The following is a 21,710-nucleotide window of genomic DNA, read 5'->3' on the forward strand; positions in this document are numbered from 1 at the left end:
CCTTATTCGTTTGCGCCCCACACCCTCTTTTGCAGCGCCGCCCCACGGCGGAACCACGCATCCTGCCGCAAAAGTTCCTGCGGCGTTCCCTGGGCGCGGATCGTTCCATGTTCTAATAGTATCACTCTGTCGGCCGAAAGCATAGAGGCAAAGCGATGTGAAATTGTTAAAATTGTGTGTTTTTTACCGATCTCCCTTAAAATTCCAATCGTTTTCTCTTCGGTGGCCGCGTCAAGCCCCGCCGTCACTTCATCCAGCAGCAAAAGCGGCGGCTGTGAAGCGATGGCGCGGGCGATGCCCAAAAGCTGTTTTTCGCCCTGCGAAAACAATGTTTCCAAATCGGCGTCTTCCTCCAGCCCGCGGGGCAGCGCCTCTATTTTTTCCCATAACCCCACTTTTTGAAGGGCTTCTTTGGCCATGGCGGCGGTGATGGCCGGGTCGCCCAGCGTGATCTGGCCCAGCAGGCTGTCGGGGATGAATTCAAATTTCTGGCCCACAAAGCCCAAAAGCCGCCGCATCTGCGGGGGCGGAAGCTTCTGGGGCGGCGCGCCGAAAAGCAGAATGCTGCCTTCTTCGGGGGGATAGATGCCCGCGATCAGGTGGAAGAGGGTGGTTTTGCCCACCCCTGTGCGCCCCGCGATGGCCACCGTTTCCCCGCGCCCGATCTCGAAGGAAAGGTTTTTCAAAACGGGGCGGCCGGGCTCATAGGCGAACGAGAGGTCTTTCATCAAAAGCGCGGGCGCGCCCGAAGCCAAAAGCGCCCGGGCGTCAAGGCTTTCATCTTTGGGGGCCTCTTCGGGCAGCGCAAAAAATTCTTTGATCCTCACCATGCCCGAAACCGCCGACTGGATGGTCTGCAACTCCATGCCAAGGCTTTCGATGGGGGCGAAAAGCCCCGTGATCAGGTCGATGGAAGCCGCCACCATGCCCGCCGTGATGCCTAACCCGCCGCCCCGTGCCGCCGTAACGGCAATGGCCGCGATGGCCGCCGCCCGCAAAAGCTGCACCAGCGGCGAATAAAGGGCGTCGAAAAAATTCACCCGGTCGGTGGCCTGATATTGGCGCGCCAGCGCCTCTTCATAAGCTTCTTCCCGCCGTGCTTCCCACGCGCCGCTTTTCACGGTTCTGATGTTTTTCAGCGTTTCCGCGATCTGCCCGCTGCATTGCCCCACGGCGGCGCGGTTTTTCTTCTGGGCCCGCAGCATGGCTTTCTGGAACAGGCGCGTCATCACCGCCAGCGGCAGCAAAAGCGCCAGAACAATGCCCCCCAAAGCGGGGCTGAACATCCAGATCGAGGCCAGAATGCCGAAAACCTTCAGCCCGTCGGCCGCCATGCCCACCACGCCGTCGGTGAACAGCTCGACCAGGGTGTCCACATCCGATAAAAACCGCGCCGAAGTTTCGCCTGCGGGATGATCGGTGAAATAGGCCGCGCGAATGCGCCCCGCCTTTTCCATCATCCCTTCTCTCAGCGTTTTCGTCATATGCTGGCCGAATTTCACCAGCAGCCATTCTTTGAGAAAGGTCAAGAGGTTCACCAGCAGCAGCGCGCCCAGATAGGCCGCGGCCAGAAGGCTCAGCCCCTGGGGGCGGTGCACCGATAAATGGCGGTCGATCACAAGCCGCAGCAGCTGAGGCGGCAAAAGCGCCGCGCCCGCCAGCGCCAGAACCACCAGCAAAAGCGCCGCTGTCAGCCCGCGGCGGCGGCGAAACGCCAGCTTGATCCATCCGCCCAGTGAAGACGGTGTTTTCATGCTTCTTCCCCTGCCTTTCCCTGCTGAAGCTGATAAATTTCCCGATAAACGGGGCTTTCGTTCATCAAAAACGCGTGATCGCCCTGCAAAGCGGGCTTGTCTTTTTCCATCATGATGATGTGATCGGCCAGCGGAAAAGCCCGCAGACGGTGCGAGATCAGCACAACGATGCTCCGGCCGCAGGTCTCTTTCAGGCGGGTGAGGATTTTTTCTTCGGTGAAAGCATCCACCGCCGCGAAGGGGTCATCCAGTATGATCAGGTTTTTGTGGCCCGCCAGTGTGCGCGCCAAAGCGATGCGGCTTTGCTGGCCGCCCGAAAGCGCCGCCCCGCCGCCGCCCGCCGGGGTCTCAAGCCCCTGGGGCATCGCCGCCAGATCTTCCCCAAACCCCGCTTCGCCCAAAAGCGCTTCGGCCTGCGCCGTGGTCTGTGCGCCGGTGTTTTCAAAAATGCCCGCCGAAAAAAGCTGTGGTTCATGCCCCAGCCATGCAATGCGCGCGGCCCGTTCCTCCCGCGTCAGCGCCCGCAGCTCGGTTCCGCCCAGCCGCGCGCTGCCTTCATAGGAATAAAGCCCCGAAAGCGCCGCGCCCAGTGAAGATTTGCCGCATCCCACAGGCCCCGTCACCGCGATCAGTTCCCCCGGCCGCGCCGAAAACGACAGCGGCAAAAACGCGGGGGCCGCGGCCCCTTCATAGGTGAAGCTCAGGTCTTCCGCCACCAGTTCGCCCGGCTCTTCCGCCGCGGGCGGCAGCTGCCACGGTTCATATTCTTTCAGATAAGGCTTGAGCCGCAGCCATGAAACCCGCGCTTTTTGGGCCGCGTGAAAAGTTTTGGCCGCCACGCTGGCGCGGGATGCCACCGCCACAAAAAGCGTCAGATAGGTGGAAAACAGCCCCACGCTCCACGCGCCGTTCAAAACCTTGGCCCCGCCCAGCAGCACCGCCGGCAAAACCCCCAGCTGGCCCACGCTGTTATAAAGCGGCTGCATGGCGTTTTCGGCCACACCGGCCTTCACCGCGACTTTTTCCAGCTTGCCCAGAGAATGGCCATAACGGGCCGCGCTTTCCTGCTGCCTGCCGCTGCGCCGGTAAAGCAGCAGATGTTCCAGGCTTTCCAGCGTCACGGCGGCGGTGGCGCTGCTTTGGGTGCGCAGCGCGGCGGTGGTGCGAGTGATGATCAGCTTCATTTTCTCGGCCAGAAACATGGCAGGCACCACAAACGCGCAGCAGATCAGCGTGATGCGCACATCATAATGCAGCATCATGATGAAATAAGAAAGCAGCAAAACGCCGGTATCGAAAATTTCGGTGGTCACCTTGCGCATTCCCTCGGCGCAAAGATCCACATCCGCCAAAAGGCGCGTCATCAGGTTGCCCGCATCCTCGCGCTCCAGCCGCGGGGCGCTTTCTTTCAACAGGTTGTGATAAGCGTTTCGGCGCATGGCGATGGCCACGCGGTTGGCAAAGCGCCTGACATAAAACCGCTTGAAATAGCGGGCGAACTGCACCATCAGCACACTGGCCAAAAAAAGCAGCGCCAGCCAGATGACGCCCTTGCCTTTTTTGCCGCTGACGGCGTCGATGAGCTTCCCCTGCAAAACGGGGCCCACCGCCATAAAGCCGTTATAAACACACCCCGCCACCAGAACAATGGCTAAAACGCCCTTCTGGTTTTTCCAATAACTTCCGATGCGCTGCGGCTGTTTGATTTCGGCCTCACCGGGCTGTTTCATTGCTTGATTCCCCCTTTATGCTTCAAAAACGCGGCAAACCGCCCCGCCGCGCTCAATTTTCCGTTTCTCGGCTTGATGCTCTTTCACGCTTTAAAACCGCCCCGCCGCGCTTAGTTCTCCGTTTCACGGCTTGATGCTCTTTCGCGCTTCCAAACCACGCCGCCGCGCTCAATTTTCCGTTTCACGGCTTGATGCTCTTTCGCGCTTTAAAACCGCCCCGCCGCACTCAATTTCCCGTTTCACGGCTTGATGCCTTCACATGGCGAAATTCGCTTTTTCTTTCCGCTTTTGCGCAGGGATACAGCTCTTTCAAAAGATCTTGCAATAACAGGCGGCGCGGCGCGGGCAGCCGGCTGAACAGCCATTCATAAAAAGCCGCTTCGCCCGAAAGCTCGGTCTCTTTGATCTTCTGCGCCTGCTCGGTTGGCTCCAGAAGCTTTTCGCGGGCATCCTCGGGGTTGCGCCTGCGCAGGAGATATCCTTTTTCTTCCAGCTTTGCCGTTTGGCGCGCCACCGCCGCTTTATCGATGCCGATTTTTTCGGCCAGCGCATTTTGGCTGATGCCCGGGTTTTTGCGAATCTGCCTCAGGCATTCATATTCCGCCGGGGTAATGCCCCAGTTTTTCAGCCCCTGCGCCGCATAAAGCTGCGCGATGCGGGCAATTTTAGTGAATTCTCTTCCTGTATCCATAGACCCTGCCCCCTTTTTAACGGCTTTTTCTCTCATTTTCCTTCCGCTTCCGCTTCCGCTTCTTACTTCCGCTTTTGCATTTTTATGTCTTGATGGGTCAGCTTTCTTTCAACCCTTTCGGTATAACGCAAATCCGTTGATATGTCAACCATATTGGCAGAAAAAATGCCCGCTTTTTCTGCGGGCTTCTTTTCAAACGGCCTGTGATGCCTGCTGCAAAAAAGTTTTGCGCAGCATTCGATATTCATAAGCGTCATACCAGTGGGGCTGGCCTTCGGGATCGATCTTGAAAAACACATTGCGCAAAATCCGCTTGCGCCGCCGCATGCCCAGCCGTTCCATCACCCGCCATGAGCGGGTGTTTTCAGGGTCGCAAAAACACAGAATGCGGCGGATTTTCAAGGTGGTGAAGGCATATTCCATCCAGGCCCGCGCCGCTTCGGTGGCATAGCCTTTCCCCCAGAAATCGGGGTTGAAAATATAGCCCATTTCCCATGTTCCGGGCAGGCGCTCGGTCATGCGCGAAAAATAAAGATTCCCGATCATGCGGCCATCCAGACAAACCGCCCAAAAACCGCCGCTTTTTTCCCGCGCAAGCGCCAAATGGATGCATTCTTCTTCACTTTGGGCTTCATAAGGTTCATAACGCACGGCTTCATCAAGCGAGAGATATTGATAAAGCTCGCGGCCATCCTCGCGGGTCATGGGGCGAATGGTCAGGCGGGGGGTATGCAGTTCGACCGGATCGATTTTCATGAAGATCATCCCTTTTTATGTGGTGTTGTTCCGGCGCCGCGATAAGGCGCGCTTTTTTTGCTTTGGGATGGGTTTTTGCCGCCGGAAGCCCCTGTTTTCGGGCCTTTTTTGCCGAAATAAGAAGATTTCGCGGCAAATGCCTTTTGCCCTTTTTCTGCGTCTCCCGGGGTTTTCGCGCCGGATTTCTGGGCTTTTTCCGCCCCGCCCGCCGGAGTTTTGCCCACCTGTTTTTGGGGTTTTTTCCGGTTTTTCGGGGGGAAATTCCAGGGTCTATCAGCGTTTTTCCCTCTGTTTTTGACGATTTTTTCGCTGTTTTCAACGCTTTTTGAAGGCGCTTTCGCGCTTTTTTCGCGCGGTTTCCGGCCGCCCTCTGTTTTGGGCCGCTGATTTTCGGGCGGCTCATCGCTCATGGGATAGGGGTTTTTATAATCGATGGGGATCGATTGGCCGATGAGCTGTTCAATGGGTTTCACATAGGGCTTTTCGGAATGATCGCAGAACGAGATGGCGATGCCGCTCTGGCCCGCGCGGCCTGTGCGGCCGATGCGGTGCACATAGGTTTCCGGCTCGTTGGGCAGATCGAAATTGATCACATAGGGCAGTTCGGCGATATCGATGCCGCGGGCGGCGATATCGGTGGCGGCCAGCACCTGGATCTGCCAGTTTTTAAAATCGTTCAGGGCCTGCTGACGGCGGTTCTGCGATTTATCGCCGTGGATGGCGGCGGCGGGGATCTGCTCGTGCATCAGCGCTTTGGCCACACGGTCGGCGCCATGCTTTGTGCGGGTGAACACCAGCGCCTGCGGCACGGGCAGGCTGCGGATGAGGAACTGAAGCAGCTTCTGCTTATTGCCTTTATCCACATAAAAAAGCCGCTGATCCACCAGATCGACGGTGGAAGATACCGGGGTCACGGCGATATTTTCAGGTTCATGCAGCATGCCCGCCGCCAGCTGGGCGATCTCGGGGGGCATAGTCGCCGAAAACAGCAGGGTCTGGCGTTTTGACGGCAGCGTCTTCAAAATGCGCTGCACATCGGGCAGAAAGCCCATATCCAGCATTCTGTCGGCTTCATCCAGCACAAAGGTTTCGATTTGATCGAGGGTGAGCAGCTTCTGGTTCATCAGGTCGATCAGGCGGCCCGGGGTGGCCACAAGGATATCAACGCCCTCTTCCAGCGCGTTCTGCTGGGGGATCTGGGAAACGCCGCCATAGATGACGCAGCTGCGCAGGGGCAGTTCTTTGCCGTAAAGGCAGAAATTTTCATAGATCTGCACCGCCAGTTCGCGGGTGGGGGTGAGCACCAGCGCGCGGATGGCGTGGCCGCCGGGCGCGGCAGACAGGTTTTGCAGGATGGGCAGGGCGAACGCCGCCGTTTTGCCCGTTCCCGTTTGGGCGCAGCCCAGAACATCGCCGCCCCGCAAAACAACGGGGATGGCTTTTTCCTGGATGGGGGTGGGTTCTTCATAACCGGCCTCGGCCAAAGCCGAGAGCAGGGCGGGGGAAAGGTTCAATTCAGTAAACTTCATGGATTCTCCAATCTTCAACATTCCTGCGGGCAAAACGCCCGCCGCATCCCTTTGGGATGACGATAAGCGCCCGAAAACGGGCAAAGATAAAAGCGCGGCAAAGCATCAGGAAAGATGGAACCGCCTGCGCAGTTCTTCGGCCATGGCTTTGCCTTTAAAAATCAAAACGCCCGCCAGAAAGATCACGCTGCAGCCCACGCAGATGAGCGAAGGCCAGCTGACGGAAACAAGATCCAGCGCCACGAAAAGGGCGGGCAGATTGCCATAGAAAATAAGCAGCAGCAGATAGATCAGCTGCTGGGCCACATGCAGCCGCAGCACTTTATTGAGAACGGTCATGGCCACCATGGCGCAGACGCAGATGGCGGGCAGCGCATAGGTGAGCGACCAGCCCCGCCAATGGGTGGCGGCATCCCAAAAAACACTGAGCAGCAAAAGCAGCGTGGTTTGATAAAGCAGGCTTTTGAGCAGGTTCTGGCGCTTGCGGATGGCCGCCGTCAGCAGCAGCCACACACAGGCCAGCGCCGCCACCACATAGGCCCACCAGTGGCCGCTTTCGGGGATGAGCAGGTTGACGGTGATGCTCACCACCGCCAGCACCACCGAGCAAAACAGCAGGATGCGGAAAAACAGGTGGAACTGGCGATAGACCGTGGGGATGCGGGGATAGATCTCTTCGCTTTCGCCGGGGGGCAGCAGATTATGGCAAAGAGGGCATTTCTGGCCTTCGCTGCGCACCATGACTTTGCAATAGCGGCAATAACGCATCAAAACCCCTCCTATTCTTCATCGATTCGGTTGGCGGTGATCTCACAGGCGACGCCCATCTGTTCCAGCATTCTGAAAAATTCCATCTGCACATCCGACTGGAGGAACGCCGAAGTGAAGCTGAGCATCAAAGTATCTTGAAAAGTGCAGGAGCACATCTGCACCTTGGCTGTGCTGACATAAACTTCGAACAGGCGCACATAAGGCCGCAGCGGCGCGGGCAGATCGACCTTGCCCAGGTTCGACAGCGACACGGTGCAGGTATTATCGGCGTGATGATAGAAATAATGCATCACGGGATCTTTTAAAAACAGGGGCACCATGCGCATGACCACATTTTTTTCAAGAGCCATCAAGCGGTTGAGCCGTTCTTCGAGGTTTTCTTTGGTAAGGGCGTCTTTCAGCTGGGCAGCGAAGCTGTCGATGACCTCCTGCAGGGAAGCGGGGGCCCCGCCGAAGGAATAGCTGACATTCACCACGCTGAAAAAGTTGCGCAGCGACTGGGAAGGGAAATAGTTGCGCAGATTCACGGGGATGGCCACCACCACGGGGCGGCGCCTGTCATGGGCCGACATGGTTTTTTCGATGGCGCAGGCCATGACCCCCGCCAAAAACAGCGTCAGGGTGGTTTCATGGCGGTGAGAAAGCTCTAACACGGCCTTGGCCGAAACCGCGCCGCTGATGACGCGCAGGCGGTTGACGGGCGTTTTCAGGCCGCGGATGCGGAAGGCCCGCGGCTGTTTGCGCCCCGCGTGAAGCCCTTTGCCCGTGTAATAATGCTGAAAGCTGTCATCGGTTTTCTGTTTTTCGGAAGCATCGGTCACCGCGGGCAGGCAGGCGGGATCTTTTTCAAACCCATAGCGGGCGGCCAGATAGTGGCTGACAAGGGTTTTGAAAAACACCATGGCCCCCGTGCCATCGGTCAGTGCATGGTAAATTTCGAGGTTGATGCGCTTTTGAAAATAAGTCACGCGGAAAAGCAGACCGCGGGAATTCCCGTTATAAAGCTGGCTGCAGGGGGGCTCATGCTCCTGCGCCACCACGGGTTCCAGATCGGTCTGCTGCAAATAATACCAAAACAGCCCGCGACGCAAGACACTGCGGAACAGCGGGAATTCTTCCAGCGTTTGCAGCAGCGCTTCTTTTAAAACCAGCGGCTCGGCGGCTTCCCGCAGCTCGCAGACGAAGCGGAACACCTTGGTATCGCGCTTATCGGTGGCGCAGGGGAAGATCTTTGCCGCGTTATCGAGGCTGTTCCATGAAAAATTTTGTGAAGAACTCATTCATATCGCTCCCCGCTGAGAAAATGATTGATGATGGCGAAGGCATCGGCCACCGGCGGGAAGCTTTGGGGCAGCGCGAAAAAGCCATGCAGCACATCGGGGATGCGGTGGACTTCCACATAGCTGCCCGCGGCCCGCAGCGCTTCGCCATAGGCTTCGCCTTCATCCCGCAGCGGGTCGAACTGGGCCGTGATGACCAGCGTATCGGGCTGGCGGGAAAAATCATCGGCCAGCAGCGGCGCGAAATAGGGGCTTTGGCGCGTTTCGGGCAGCGGCGCATACAGATCCATATAATCGCAGATGCGCTTGCTGGTGAGCAGGTAATCCGTGCCGTTTTCCACAATGGAAGCAAAGGGGGAAGACGGCGAATGATCGTTATAGGTGGCGGGATAGATAAGGATCTGCTGTTTGGGGATGAAATCGCCCCGATCGCGCCCCAAAAGCGACACCGCCGCCGCCAGATTGCCCCCCGCGCTGTCGCCGATGAGGGTGACGGGGCCGCCATCGCGCTGTTTTTCGCAGATCAGCGCTTTGGCCGCGGCATAGCAATCTTTCAGCGCGGCGGGATAGGGGAATTCGGGTGCCAGACGGTAATCCACCGAAACCACCGTTTGCCCTGTGGTTTCGGCCATGCCGGCGCAGACTTTATCATAGCTGTCGATGCTTCCGTGCACCCATCCGCCGCCATGGAAAAACAGCAGAATGCCGCCCGAAGGCCGGTTCATGGGCGCGAACACCCGCGTGGGGATGCTTCGGCCTTCCGCCATGATGGGTTCATCCCACGCGCGGAAGGTGGGGCGGCGGTAGCGGTAATGAGTCTTGCCTTCCACCCGCCGCATCAGGCGATAGTGATGTTTCACATCCAGATCGGGATAGGAAAGGGCGCGGATCGCCGAAAGAAGCAGTTTATTGATGGCCATTGCGGTTCCTCCCTTGGCGGCTTACAGCGCCGCGGCGGCATCGGCGGCCGCCGCTTCCACCATGGAAGCGAATTGGGCAAGCCCCCGAAGATCTTCTTCATCGAAGCGGGAAAGCAGCGGGCTGTCGATATCCAAAAGCCCCACCACCGCGCCGTTTTGGCGCAGGGGCAGCACGATTTCGGAATTGCTGGCGCTGTCGCAGGCGATATGGCCCGCAAACTCATGGACATTCGCGATCAGCTGGGGCGCGTTTTCCTGCCAGCAGGCCCCGCAGACCCCGCGGCCTTTGGGAATTCTTGTGCAGGCGGGTCTGCCCTGGAACGGGCCCAGCAGCAAAACGCCGCCGCTCACCAGATAGAACCCCGCCCAGTTGATGTTTTCAAGCGCGCCGTAAAGCAGCGCCGAAGCATTGGAAAGCGCGGTGAGCCAGCAGGTTTCCTCTTCGATGAGGGCTTTCAGCTGGGCATTGAGCAGGCGGTAAAACGCCGTTTTTTCTTTGGGATAAACTTCTGTGAACGATTCACTCATGGCAATGCTCCTTAAAGATTCTTTTGATAACCGATGCGGGGATCGCCGGCTTCGACGCTGCGCACGATCTTCAGCATGCCGCAGGGGCGATAGCCCGCTTTCATCACGGCCTGCTGCATGGGCAGGTTATGCGGTTCGGTATCGATGCGGATGGACGAAAAGCCCAAACGGCGGCAAATGGGTTCGGCGGCGGCAAACATCGCCCCCGCGATGCCCCTGCCCTTGTGGCCCTTGGCCACGCACACGCGGTGAAGGGAAGCATAGGGCGCATCATCCGGCCAGGCGCCGTCGATTTCGGCATAGGAAGGTTCGGGGGAAGTGAGGATGGTCAGCATCCCCAGCACAAGCCCGCCTTCGGCCATCACATACCCCACGCCCTGCTCGATATCCTGCAAAATGATCTCACGGTTGGGGTAACCTTTCTGCCACTGGGGAACGCCCGCCGCGCGCAGCTGTTCCACCGCATCGCGAACGATCTGCTCCAGCTGGGGCACATCCTGTAAACATGAGTTTCGAAACTCCATCCTTTGGCAACTCCGTTTCTTTTTTTCGGCGCAGGGCCGTTATTGGGTCGGCGGGAAATATTTTTTCTGATTCTCTTTTATTCTATCATATCCCGCGCCGAACTTCAGCAGAAAAATGCGCCGCGGAATATTTTCTTTCGGCGGCGAACGGGCTTTGGCAAAAATCCATAGGCTCACAGCCGTTTTCATGATATAATAACCGCGTAACGGTTATTATATTAATTTCACGGCCCGCCTACGGCGCCGGCCACTTTATATCATTCATGCTTTGCATTCATGATATAATAACCGCGTAACGGTTATTATATTAATTTCACGGCCCGCCTACGGCGCCGGCCACTTTATATCATTCATGCTTTGCATTCATGATATAATAACCGCGTAACGGTTATTATATTAATTTCACGGCCCGCCTGCGGCGATGCGGGCGCGGCAATCGCAAATGAACCATCATCACAATATTAAAACACCCGCAAAACGGTTATCCTTTTCTATCACCGAAAACTATCCGCCCCCAACCACAAAGTGAGGTTATGATGAAAAACAAAAAATGGATCGGGCTGGTTCTTGCGGCCGCCCTTGTCATCACGCTGGCCGCCTGTGAAAAGAAGACCCAGCCGCAAAAGCCCCAGGAACCCACCACCACACAGCCGACCGAGCCCCAGAAAGACACCGCCGCCAAAATCGAAAGCCGCGGGCAGACATGGGAAAAAACAGCGGACGACGGTTTCCGCGTGCTTTCGGCCGCCATCGGTTTGCCGAAAGTGACCCTCGCAAACGGCGAAACCCCCATGAACCTGACCAATTATTATGATAACCTTTTGGAAAAATATCTGACACAGGCGCAGGAAAGCGGCGAGATCGCTTTGGAGGAATATGCCGACGACCAGACCAGCGGGCTGGTTTTTACACCTTATGATCTGGAAGCCGATTTCACCGCCGCCTGCAACCGCCGCGGCCTGCTTTCTTTTTGCCGCACGGTGACGGAATTCACCGGCGGCGCTCACGAATCCCGCGTGATTCTGGGCGAATCGTGGGTTCTGCGCGACGGCGATTTTTATCTGCTGAGCCTTGAAGATTGCTTTGAAGAACCTGAAAAGGCCAAAACCGCCATCCGCGACCTCATCAAACAGCAGGCCGCCGAAAAAGCAAAAACCGAAGACGGTTATTATTTTGAAAATTACGAAGAACTGCTGGATTCCGCCTGGAGCGAAGGGGATTTCTATTTCACCGAAAACGCCCTTTGCGTGGTCTATCAGGAATATTCGCTGGGGCCTTATCTTTCGGGCGCGCAGGTGTTTGAACTGCCCCTTGCCCAGCTGCCCAATCTGAAAACGGAGCTGAAATAATATGTTGGAAAAAAACAGCCTTTTCCCCGCCGAGATCACAGGCTATGCCAGCGACGGCATGGGCATCGCCCGCATCGACGGCATGGTGGTTTTTGTGGCGGGCGGCGTTCGCGGCGATCTTTGCACCGTGAAGATTCTGAAGGTTTTGAAAAACAAAGCCTATGCGCGCATCGAAAGCCTGACCCTGCCTTCGCCCCACCGCGCCGAAAACGATTGCCCGGCTTACCCGCGATGCGGCGGATGCCATCTGCGCCACATGAGCTATGAAGAAGAGCTTTTCTTTAAAAAACAGCGGGTCACCGACGCGCTGCAGCGCATCGCGGGCATTGAGCCCGGCGAATTCCGCATCGTTGGCTCGCCCGCCAAAAACCGCTATCGCAACAAGGCCGTTTTCCCCTGCGCCATGCAGAACGGCCGCCCCGAAGCCGGGTTTTACCGCGCCCACAGCCATGAGATCATCCCCTGTGAAGACTGCCTTTTGCAGACGGAAGCCGCAAACGCCCTTTGCCGCGCCGTTTTGGATTGGGCCGCGGAAACCGGAGCGCCCCTTTATGACGAAGAAAACAATCAGGGGCTTTTGCGCCATATCTATGTTCGAACCGGCAAAAACGCCGCTTTACTTACCCTTTGCTGCACCGGGTGGAACCTGCCCCAGAGCGAGCTTCTGATCGAAAAGGCCGCCCGCGCCTGCCCGAACCTTGCGGGCATTGTGATCAACCGCAACGCCCAGGCCACCAACCGCATTCTGGGCGAAGAATGCCGCACCCTCTGGGGCAGCGGCGTTTTGAACGACACCCTCTGCGGCGTGGAATTTGCCCTTTCGCCGCTTTCTTTTTATCAGGTCAACCACGATCAGGCCGAACACCTTTATGAAAAGGCCGTGGAATATGCCGCGCTGGAAAAAGACGACCTTCTGCTGGATCTTTACTGCGGAACGGGCACCATCACTTCGGTGATGGCCCGCCATTGCAAACAGGCCATCGGGGTGGAAATCGTGCCCCAGGCCATCGAAGACGCCAAAGAAAACGCCCGCCGCGCCGATATCCGCAACGCTTCGTTCTTTTGCGCCGATGCCGCCAAAGCCGCGCGCCAGCTGGCTGAACAGGGGCTGATGCCCCGCGTGATCTGCATCGACCCGCCCCGCAAAGGCATGGATCAGGCCGCCTGCGACGCGATCCTGCGCCTTGCCCCGCAGCGCGTGGTCTATGTTTCCTGCGACCCCGCCACCATGGCCCGCGATCTGGCGCTGCTGCAAAGCGGCGGCTATCAGCCCCAAAAGCTCACCGCCTTCGATATGTTCCCCAGAACAAACCACGTTGAGACGGTAGTATTGATGTCAAGGGTAAAAGACTGAATGTGTAAAAAGTCCAGTAATACTGGGCTTTTCATGGTTCGAGAGTTAAAATCCGACATGCTGAAATTGTGAAAATATCGGTTCAAGGCAATAAGTCCAATGGTATGATTTTGAATGCGACAGAGCGATTTAGATGTCAGTGTCTGGCGAGTGGTCAGGTTAGATGTTAAAGGTTCGCGTGTGGTCGCTTTAGATGTTTTTTGAAAAATCCGAGGTTGTGTGAGCGGATTGGATGTTTGGAAATTAAGGAGGGATACTATGCCTATTGATACAGAGGTGGCTAAAACGCTTTTCAGCTTATCTTTAAATCTCGCTAAAGAAACTGCTATTCAAGCACATAATTATCTTGGATCTCATAACCGGATAGTGGGGTACTGCAAGTATCCAACCAGGCATGTAATATTTCCAAAGGATAATCCTGAGTATTCTAGATTCTATGAAGAATTACCATATCTTATTTATGACATACCCAGGTACGAATTGAAAGATTTCCCTGAAGATAGAATTCAATACGGTGCAATATTTAATGGTTACAGTAATGATCGCATCAATATTACATTGCTTGACGGATACTCACAGTTATTTGATTATATAGATCAAAACCTTGAATTAAAAAAATTAATGCTTGAAGACGATAAACCAAGCAGCTTGGAATATAAAGTGAAATCTATAATTTCAGGAATTGTAGAAAGATATTTGTATAGTATTAACGCATCACAAGATATCCCTGATGACTTGGAAGAGAAACTTCAACCTTTTGTAGCAGAAAAGATATTACGTTATATTAGCCCCCAGTTAAATATCAATATTTATATTCCAGTTTGTTTAGCGACATTTGAAGATGATATTATTAGCTTATCAGATAGAGTAGAAATCATTCGTATTCCTGATGATATTCAAAAATCACGACAACAAGCCTGTTCATACGAAACGAATAATGAAGATTGGGTAGCTTCCTGCGCTACTCACATGATAGTTTTACATAATTATCACTTTGAAAATGACAAGTATATTTCAATCAATACGGTTACTCGGAACTATCATGCATACCCTCTTCAAGTAATTGACGAAGTTATGGCTATTATACGAACTGTGACGGGATACACCATTGGATACGAACAGATTCTATGTTGCCCAATTGATTGGATTGATGGATTTTGTGCGGACCTAACTGCACTATATGGCGCCAAGTCACATTCTGTTAACGCAAAAGAAATTGATAAGATGTGGATGCAATTACCGGTGAATAAAATCAGTTCAGAGCAGGCATTAGAAGTTAAAAAACTATATGAGGTCGCTCTTTCAAGTGATGGTGATAAATCAAAAGGGAATTTAGCATTTGCATTAAAACGCCTTAATCGATGCATGCTTAGGGATGAATATGATGATATGGCAATCGATGCAACCATAGGGCTAGAAGCATTGCTATCTGGAGGAGCTAAAACAGAAATTACATACACAATATCAAACAGAATTCCAATTGTTTTTGCTCATGAACGAAGTGACTTTTATACCTCTAAAAATTGCAGAGCTATTATGAAAAAAATTTATAATTATAGGTCTAAGATTGTTCATGGAGATACAGTAAAGGAAAAAGATAAATATCATGAATTAAATGGCTCTAAAATCGCAGTGGAAAAGATCGCAGTCGACTTTTTACGATATACTTTGTTATTTGTTTTACATAATCCCAAATACCTTGATGCAAAAAGATTTGATGAATTTATAGACTGTACGGTATCTGGTGAACAACTTCAATAATACATTATTTATATTGCCGAAAAGAAGGCACCCTACGTTCAAATTCGCGTAGAGTGCCTCGTTCGTTTTTAACCTTATTCATTTACTTCAACCGTCACGCCGGACTTGAATTCCACGGTAAATTTATGCTCATAGACGGTGACTTTTTCAACCAGCCGCCGAACAAGCTGCTCGTCGTATTCCGTAATGGCGGTGGGCTGTTTCCGCAGAAAGTCGCCCATATCGGTGATGCGTTTTTTCATTTCATCACGTCCGACATTTTCCAGCTGAACTTTCTGTTTTTCCTCGCGCAGGCGGTAAATCTCTTCGGCGACGTCCTCGTAATCTGCCTTGGAAGTGGCCAGCTTCAAAAGCTCCGTTTGAAGTTCCTCCAGCCGCTTGTCGATGTCGGTCAGGGTCTGATCGTTCTCATGAATTATGACCGTCTCGATATTGTTCTGAAGGGTGACAAGGAATGCGTCCTTGTCGCACAAAGCTTGGTTGATGGCGGTAAACAGCACCTGCTCAATCTGGCTTTCCGGCACCGTGCGAGCATCGCAGAACAGGCCGGTGTTTTCCAAGCGGCTGACACACCGCCAGACGACGGTTTTTTTGCCACGATTGTTCCAGTGAACCCGTCGAAACACCTCTCCACAGTTGCCGCAGATAATCATCTGGGCAAAGCAGTGGTTGCTGCTGAAGGTTCTGTTTTTCCCATTCGGGCTGGTGTGGACGATTCGTCGACGGATAAGCTCCTCCTGCACCTGCATGAAAATTTCACGCGGGATGATTGCCTCATGGCTGTTTTCCACATAGTATTGCGGGACAAGGCCGTTATTTTTGACCCGCTTTTTTGTAAGGAAGTCAACGGTATAGGTCTTTTGCAGAAGGGCATCCCCGATGTATTTCTCATTTCGCAAAATCTGGTTCACGTTGCTGGTATGCCACTTTTCCTTACCGGCACCGTTCAGAATACCGTCCGCTTCCAGACCACGGGCAATTTTGAGCATGCTGGCTCCCTCAAGGTATTCCCGGTAAATGCGTTTCACAATTTCAGCTTCTTCCGGCACTATTACAAGATGCTTATTCTCATCCTTTGTATACCCGAGAAACCGAGCACAGTTTATCTGAATTTCGCCCTGCTGATAGCGATATTGCAGGCCCAGCTTAACGTTCTGACTTAAGGATTGACTTTCCTGCTGGGCAAGCGACGCCATAATAGTAAGCATGACCTCGCCCTTGGAATCCATAGAGTTGATATTTTCTTTTTCAAAGAAAACCGGAATGTTCTTGTCCTTGAGTTGACGGATGTATTTCAGGCAGTCCAGCGTATTTCGGGCAAACCGGCTGATGGACTTTGTGATTACCATGTCGATATTGCCGGCCATGCACTCGTCAATCATGCGGTTGAATTCCTCGCGCTTTTTGGTGTTGGTTCCTGAGATGCCGTCATCCGCATAGATGCCAGCTAATTCCCAGCCTGGGTGGTCGTTAATGTAGGCCGTGTAGTGTTCAATCTGCGCGTCATAACTGGTCGCTTGCTCGTCGCTGTCAGTAGAAACACGGCAGTAGGCGGCAACGCGGAGCTTCGGTTTCTCTTCATCCTTGCTCTTTCGGGTATGCTTCCTTGCCGGAATTATGGTTACGTTCTTACTGACCTCCATCTACATTCACCTCCGTTTCTATCAGATTGTAGGCGTATTCTGCCTGCTGGAATGGGTCGTCAAGCCGTTCTGTTCCTTCTATAATGCGGAAGGCGGTGGGATAGACGACCTCTTTTTTTATTTTTGGTTCTCGGACTCGGCCAAGATTTTCTGCCCGCCTGATACGTTCCGCTTCGGCAGCCGTAAATGTGTCCGGGTCGATAATCGCCGGATAATATTCGTCACCGAGATAGCGCTTATTCTGAAGCATCCTGCTGATTCCCGCATGGAAGGCTTTAATATCAGCTTTATTTGCAGCTGTTGCCAATGAATCGCCGGTCAGATAAGACTGAAACAGGACTTTTATCTGTTCGGCAGCTTGTTCATTAATCACGGCTTTTCCGTTTATAATTCGGTAGCCATATGGAGTGTGGCCCATTTATCTCACCAGCCTTTCTTTCAGCGTAATACCACATTTTAATTCAAACCCGATTTCTGTTCGTGAACATACAAGAATCCGCTCCACGAAACGAGTAAACAGTTCTCCGTCAAAGCCCTTCAGCATTGCCGCCTTTGTGGCGTATTGTAGGAGCTCGCTGACCTCATGCAGGTTTATATTGTCACTGTTTATAAAGCGGGATATGGATTCTTTCTGGCGCTGTATGCGCTCGGCTTCCTGCAGAAGTTCATTATTTCCCTTATTGTAAACGGCAGGCTCAAGGTAGCCACGGGTCTGTAGTGTAACCAGCACCTTTCGCTGTTCCGCGTTTTCTTCGAGCTTTTTATCGAGGGCGTGCAGCTTGGCCACACTGTCTTCGGAGTTGATACCGCGAAGGCCCATTAACAAGGGCCTTAAAACGGTTTGATGACCGAATATAAGCTTATTCATCATAGTTACAAACGCATATTCAAAATCAGACTCGGGGATATATTTCATGGAACATTTCTTGGCGTCCGCTATATGATTGGTACAGCACCATGCGATATTATGCCTGCCGGTGGAGTGGATGCGGCGCTTGAATTTGCCGCCACACTGACTGCAGATGATTTTGCCTGAAAACGGATATCGGTTTTGGTACTTATCCTGATATTTTTCTACGCCTTTTTCTTTGCCATGCTGTTCGATGATAAGCTGACAAAGGGCGAGTATGATTTTATCGTCGATATGATTCGGGATGAAAATCCACTTGTTCAAGAAGAAAAATCAGAAAAGTATGACAAGGCTGACTTCCTTAATGAGGTTTACATGACAGAGAGCCGCTATGATATGCTGCTTTCAGTCCTGAAAAACAAAAAGAACATTATTCTGCAGGGGGCACCCGGTGTCGGGAAAACTTTCGCAGCAAAGCGCCTCGCATACTCGATGATTGGAGAAAAGGACGAAAACCGCATTGAATTCGTCCAGTTCCATCAGAATTACTCTTACGAAGATTTTATGATGGGCTATAAGCCTGTGAATGACGGATTCGAGCTAAAATATGGCATCTTCTATCGTTTCTGTCAGAAGGCTGCAAACCAGCCGGACAAGGACTTCTTCTTTATCATAGACGAAATTAATCGTGGCAACATGAGTAAAATCTTCGGCGAATTGCTTATGTTGATTGAATGCGATTATCGTGGCACGAAAGCCACACTTGCATATAACGGTTTGTCGTTTGCTGTGCCAAAGAACCTTTATATTATCGGCATGATGAATACAGCTGACCGAAGTCTTGCTATGATTGATTATGCCCTCCGCCGTCGTTTCAGCTTCTTTGAAATCGAACCGGGCTTTGACTCCGAAGGCTTTGTAAAATACCAAAATGGTTTGAATAATGAAACATTTAACAGTCTTATCGAACGTGTAAAGGAGCTTAACAAGGAAATCACGCTTGACAAATCCCTCGGTAAAGGATTCTGTATTGGACATAGCTATTTTTGTGGGCAGGCCATCTGCACTGACGAATGGATGCACTCCATTATTGACTATGACATTTTACCGATGCTGAGTGAATACTGGTTCGATGACAGTGGTAAATTGCAGCGCTGGGAAAACATTCTGCGTGGTGTGTTTCAATGATTAAGGATAAGAGTATCTTTATCAAGAATATATACTATATGCTTTCCTATGCATTCACCACTCTGAATCAGTCGAATTTTGAGGATGTGGCGACTGAGGAATTTGAGAATATGCACAATCTCTTTGCTGCGATTCTCGCCAAAGGCATCGGGCAGCAATTGAAGCAGGGTTTATATCGTGAGTATCTTAATAAGACAGAAAACATGGCAGTTATGCGTGGCAAAATCGATATTTCAGGCACTATCAAAAACAAGATTGCTCGCCAGCAGGTTTTGTCCTGCGAGTACGACGACCTATCAGAAAATAACCTGTTAAATCAGATTCTAAAAACGACCGTGATGATCCTGCTTCGTCTTTCAAAGGTTGATAGCGAGCACAAGGATGCTCTTAAGAAAGAAATGCTGTTTTTTTCAAACGTGGACACATTGGAGCCATCATCTATAAAATGGGCAACAATCCGGTTTCAAAGAAACAACCAGACCTACCGTATGCTCATCAGTATTTGCCAGCTTATTCTGCAAGGAATGCTTCAGACAACGGAACAAGGAGAATATAAGCTCGCATCGTTTGTCGATGAGCAGCGGATGTGCCGTCTTTATGAGAAATTTATCTTGGAATACTACAGCAAGGAATTTCCAGCATTGAATGTAAGCGCATCGCAGATACCATGGGCATTGGACGATGGCATCGGTACAATGCTTCCAATAATGCAAAGCGATATTACTCTTGCCAGGGAAAACGAAGTGCTGATTATCGACGCAAAATATTATACACATACGACACAGGTTCAATTTGACGTGCATACCCTTCATTCCAGCAATCTGTACCAGATATTCACCTATGTGAAAAATAAAGACTCAGAATTTGGAGAGAAACCACATAAAGTATCGGGAATGCTTCTGTACGCCAAAACCGACGAAACAATCCAGCCAGACAATGCTTATCAAATGAGCGGTAATAAAATAAGTGTGAAAACGCTGGACTTGAATTTGCAATTTGTTGAAATCGCTGCGCAGCTCAACAGAATTGTAGAAGAGCACTTTGGATTAAATGTAGTATAAAACATGGCATAAACGGGGAGGTGAAGTTATGCATACAAATCAGGATATTCATGCGTTTGCGGTGAAATGGTTTGACAAGTTCCGGAACACAAAAACTGTGTCGCGTGAAATTGAAGACCCCACTTTTGCTGACGAGTGCTCCTCGCTCGGCTTCAAAATGGACTGTGGCAAAGCCTTTGAAGAAGCCTACTCTAATAGCCATGCTTTTAACGATTATCGTGAACTCGACAAAATAATAGATGGCATAAACGATGTCAATCTTCTTGGGTCAGCTATTCTTTCAAAATGGCGGTATTTCACACACTGGGCTGGTCCCGGTGAGAATATACTTTCCTTTGAGAACAGAGCGTGGTTTATTACTGCTCTTGGCAGGCTGGAGCGTCTCGTAGCCGACGATGATACAAGCCCCTTCATTTTCGAAGGAATGGCAAGTAAAATACAGATTATTTCCAACAATATCTGCTTTGGTCCTTGTCCGTTGCCTGATGATGAAATTAAACAGCATCTTTCCATTACAGCAGACGGTAGAGTATTCTTTTCTGCATATGCCTACGGCGATGGAACAAAGCACATTAAAACAAACACAAAGAACTTCAAAATTGAAGCTGAAAAAGCTGCTTATATTTTGAAAACCGTTGGTGATTACTTTTCCGAAGAATACGATTTGTCATTTGTCACTGATGTTGGAGAATGGGAAATGACACTTACGAATACAGAGAATGCGTCATATCATTTTCGAGGTTCACTTTGCGCTGGGTGTTCCGAAGAGTTGGATAACATTTCCAATATAATCCGTTTCAATCTCAATATGCCTGAATTACTTGTTTTTGATGGCAGGTCAAATTCAGACAGAATTGAAAAGATTGTTATTGACTATCATCGTCTAACGAAGATTAAGCCCGGAGTCAAACCCGAAGGCGCTACATGGGAATATGCGACTTGGGACTACAGTGAACACATCACGATAGACAGAAAAAGTGAGGTCTTGGAACATATTCAAAATATCGGCACTGGCTGTCAGGTGTCTCGGAAATATCATGTTGAGGATGGTATCACATCTTTTTTAGATGATATCAACGCTGATGATTTCATGGTTCATACCGAAGGAAATCCTCCCGATGTCATCGTAAATCCACTGGAGACGAAGGATTACAAAATCACAATTGATTACCTGTATGGTGAACAGCAAATCCTGACCGGTACATTTGACAAAAACGGTCTCCCTGACGATTTCGCGGATTTTGCAGAATCCATATTTGATTTTATGCGTTTTTACGGAATGGGCGAAATCCTCGATTCGTCAGTATATGGAAAGCCTTTGCGCAAGCAGACAGATTACATCTTTTGCAATGTTCAGTTTGATGATTACGGAAAAACATATTGCTATCTGACCGATGACGACACTCTGAAAGCGGGCGATTATGTTATTGTTCCTACCGGAAAAGACAACCACGAAGTAATTGCTCAAATAGAAAGCATTGAATACCATTCTTCCGAAGATGCTCCGTTTCCACTGGACAAAATAAAAAAGGTCATCAAAAAACACATTGAAAACCAAAATATTGACAACGATTCCACGGATGAAGAAGACTCTATTAAATTGCCCGGAGATGCTGTGATAATGGGAAGTGAGCCGCTTTCGGGAGTATCCGCTGAAGAGTGGCATGAGATGCTTGGTGCCGACTATACCGAGTCAGCTTTAGCTACATCGCTTGCGGGTGCTTGGAATGAAGCGGGCTGGTTGATGGATGAGGCTGACGAAGATGACTGTACACCTGAAACAAAAGCACGATACGAGTCGTGGTGGGCGTTGCAGGTTGAGCTTGTAAGAAAAGTTGCCGCAATTATGCAATGTGAATGCAAAACACCATATGTTAAACTCGTTACTCCATTTATGGAGCGTAATGGGTATCGTAACGGTCACGGTTGGTGGGTCAAGAAAGAAAATATAAACAAAAGTTCATAGGGCATTTGTATTACCGCATTTGCCAACGGAGGCGGTGGGATTTAAATCCTACCAT

The 21,710-nt window shown here is 51.6% G+C and carries 19 protein-coding genes; 6 read left to right on the plus strand and 13 right to left on the minus strand.

What is annotated here, in order from left to right; translation table 11 throughout:
• Positions 1–2: 2 nt before the first annotated feature.
• From ACJA3I_RS01450 to ACJA3I_RS01495, 10 genes are all read right to left on the minus strand, one after another.
• On the minus strand, positions 3–1,754 hold the full coding sequence (locus ACJA3I_RS01450; protein ID WP_458862992.1) for an ABC transporter ATP-binding protein: 1,752 nt from the start codon (positions 1,752–1,754) through the stop codon (positions 3–5).
• Complete coding sequence (locus tag ACJA3I_RS01455; protein ID WP_458862993.1) at positions 1,751–3,484, minus strand: ABC transporter ATP-binding protein; 1,734 nt, start codon at positions 3,482–3,484, stop codon at positions 1,751–1,753. The genes ACJA3I_RS01450 and ACJA3I_RS01455 overlap by 4 nt, the downstream gene beginning before the upstream one ends.
• 226 nt (positions 3,485–3,710) lie before the next feature.
• On the minus strand, positions 3,711–4,175 hold the full coding sequence (locus tag ACJA3I_RS01460; RefSeq protein ID WP_458862994.1) for a MarR family winged helix-turn-helix transcriptional regulator: 465 nt from the start codon (positions 4,173–4,175) through the stop codon (positions 3,711–3,713).
• Between the two features lie 192 nt (positions 4,176–4,367).
• On the minus strand, positions 4,368–4,931 hold the full coding sequence (locus ACJA3I_RS01465; RefSeq protein WP_458862995.1) for a GNAT family N-acetyltransferase: 564 nt from the start codon (positions 4,929–4,931) through the stop codon (positions 4,368–4,370).
• Between the two features lie 5 nt (positions 4,932–4,936).
• Positions 4,937–6,460 (minus strand): DEAD/DEAH box helicase, encoded by a 1,524-nt coding sequence (locus tag ACJA3I_RS01470; RefSeq protein ID WP_458862996.1) that lies wholly within the window; start codon positions 6,458–6,460, stop codon positions 4,937–4,939.
• Positions 6,461–6,565: 105 nt separating this feature from the next.
• Entirely contained in the window at positions 6,566–7,228 is a 663-nt protein-coding gene (locus tag ACJA3I_RS01475) for a DUF6320 domain-containing protein (RefSeq protein WP_458862997.1), read from the minus strand.
• A gap of 11 nt (positions 7,229–7,239) precedes the next feature.
• Entirely contained in the window at positions 7,240–8,511 is a 1,272-nt protein-coding gene (locus ACJA3I_RS01480) for a hypothetical protein (protein ID WP_458862998.1), read from the minus strand.
• Positions 8,508–9,431, minus strand: coding sequence for an alpha/beta hydrolase (locus ACJA3I_RS01485; protein ID WP_458862999.1), 924 nt, complete (start codon positions 9,429–9,431; stop codon positions 8,508–8,510). The genes ACJA3I_RS01480 and ACJA3I_RS01485 overlap by 4 nt, the downstream gene beginning before the upstream one ends.
• A gap of 21 nt (positions 9,432–9,452) precedes the next feature.
• Positions 9,453–9,959 (minus strand): GAF domain-containing protein, encoded by a 507-nt coding sequence (locus tag ACJA3I_RS01490; protein WP_458863000.1) that lies wholly within the window; start codon positions 9,957–9,959, stop codon positions 9,453–9,455.
• Between the two features lie 11 nt (positions 9,960–9,970).
• Positions 9,971–10,483 (minus strand): GNAT family N-acetyltransferase, encoded by a 513-nt coding sequence (locus ACJA3I_RS01495; RefSeq protein WP_458863001.1) that lies wholly within the window; start codon positions 10,481–10,483, stop codon positions 9,971–9,973.
• Positions 10,484–11,016: 533 nt separating this feature from the next.
• Here ACJA3I_RS01495 and ACJA3I_RS01500 point away from each other — a divergent pair.
• The 3 genes from ACJA3I_RS01500 (at position 11,017) to ACJA3I_RS01510 (ending at position 14,947) form a co-directional block, all read left to right on the plus strand.
• Positions 11,017–11,832 carry a DUF3298 and DUF4163 domain-containing protein gene (locus ACJA3I_RS01500; RefSeq protein ID WP_458863002.1) on the plus strand — a complete coding sequence of 272 codons (816 nt, stop codon included), beginning with the start codon at positions 11,017–11,019 and terminating at the stop codon, positions 11,830–11,832.
• Position 11,833: 1 nt separating this feature from the next.
• Positions 11,834–13,186 (plus strand): 23S rRNA (uracil(1939)-C(5))-methyltransferase RlmD, encoded by a 1,353-nt coding sequence (gene rlmD, locus ACJA3I_RS01505; protein ID WP_458863003.1) that lies wholly within the window; start codon positions 11,834–11,836, stop codon positions 13,184–13,186.
• Positions 13,187–13,444: 258 nt separating this feature from the next.
• Positions 13,445–14,947 (plus strand): hypothetical protein, encoded by a 1,503-nt coding sequence (locus ACJA3I_RS01510; protein WP_458863004.1) that lies wholly within the window; start codon positions 13,445–13,447, stop codon positions 14,945–14,947.
• Between the two features lie 74 nt (positions 14,948–15,021).
• On the opposite strand, the gene ACJA3I_RS01515 is transcribed toward ACJA3I_RS01510, so the two are convergent.
• Genes ACJA3I_RS01515 through ACJA3I_RS01525 form a run of 3 tightly spaced genes read right to left on the minus strand, consistent with a single transcriptional unit; the run spans position 15,022 to position 17,752 of the window.
• On the minus strand, positions 15,022–16,590 hold the full coding sequence (locus ACJA3I_RS01515) for a recombinase family protein (RefSeq protein WP_458863005.1): 1,569 nt from the start codon (positions 16,588–16,590) through the stop codon (positions 15,022–15,024).
• On the minus strand, positions 16,577–17,008 hold the full coding sequence (locus tag ACJA3I_RS01520) for a recombinase (RefSeq protein WP_458863006.1): 432 nt from the start codon (positions 17,006–17,008) through the stop codon (positions 16,577–16,579). Before ACJA3I_RS01520 ends, ACJA3I_RS01515 begins: the two co-directional genes overlap by 14 nt.
• Positions 17,009–17,752, minus strand: a complete 744-nt coding sequence (locus tag ACJA3I_RS01525) for a recombinase zinc ribbon domain-containing protein (protein WP_458863810.1) — start codon at positions 17,750–17,752, stop codon at positions 17,009–17,011. It lies immediately after the preceding gene.
• Between ACJA3I_RS01525 and ACJA3I_RS01530 the strand changes: the two genes are divergently transcribed.
• The 3 genes from ACJA3I_RS01530 to ACJA3I_RS01540 are packed head-to-tail and all read left to right on the plus strand — an operon-like array spanning position 17,642 to position 21,655.
• Entirely contained in the window at positions 17,642–18,628 is a 987-nt protein-coding gene (locus ACJA3I_RS01530; protein ID WP_458863007.1) for an AAA family ATPase, read from the plus strand. The genes ACJA3I_RS01525 and ACJA3I_RS01530 overlap by 111 nt on opposite strands.
• The gene (gene mcrC / locus ACJA3I_RS01535) at positions 18,625–19,689 is read left to right on the plus strand and encodes a 5-methylcytosine-specific restriction endonuclease system specificity protein McrC (protein ID WP_458863008.1); all 1,065 of its coding nucleotides are present in this window, start codon (positions 18,625–18,627) and stop codon (positions 19,687–19,689) included. The genes ACJA3I_RS01530 and mcrC overlap by 4 nt, the downstream gene beginning before the upstream one ends.
• A gap of 28 nt (positions 19,690–19,717) precedes the next feature.
• Positions 19,718–21,655, plus strand: a complete 1,938-nt coding sequence (locus tag ACJA3I_RS01540; RefSeq protein ID WP_458863009.1) for a hypothetical protein — start codon at positions 19,718–19,720, stop codon at positions 21,653–21,655.
• The last annotated feature ends 55 nt before the right edge of the window (positions 21,656–21,710 follow it).

It is taken from the genome of Acidaminobacterium chupaoyuni (assembly GCF_047936785.1).
In the GTDB taxonomy this organism is placed as follows: domain Bacteria; phylum Bacillota; class Clostridia; order Oscillospirales; family Butyricicoccaceae; genus Acidaminobacterium; species Acidaminobacterium chupaoyuni.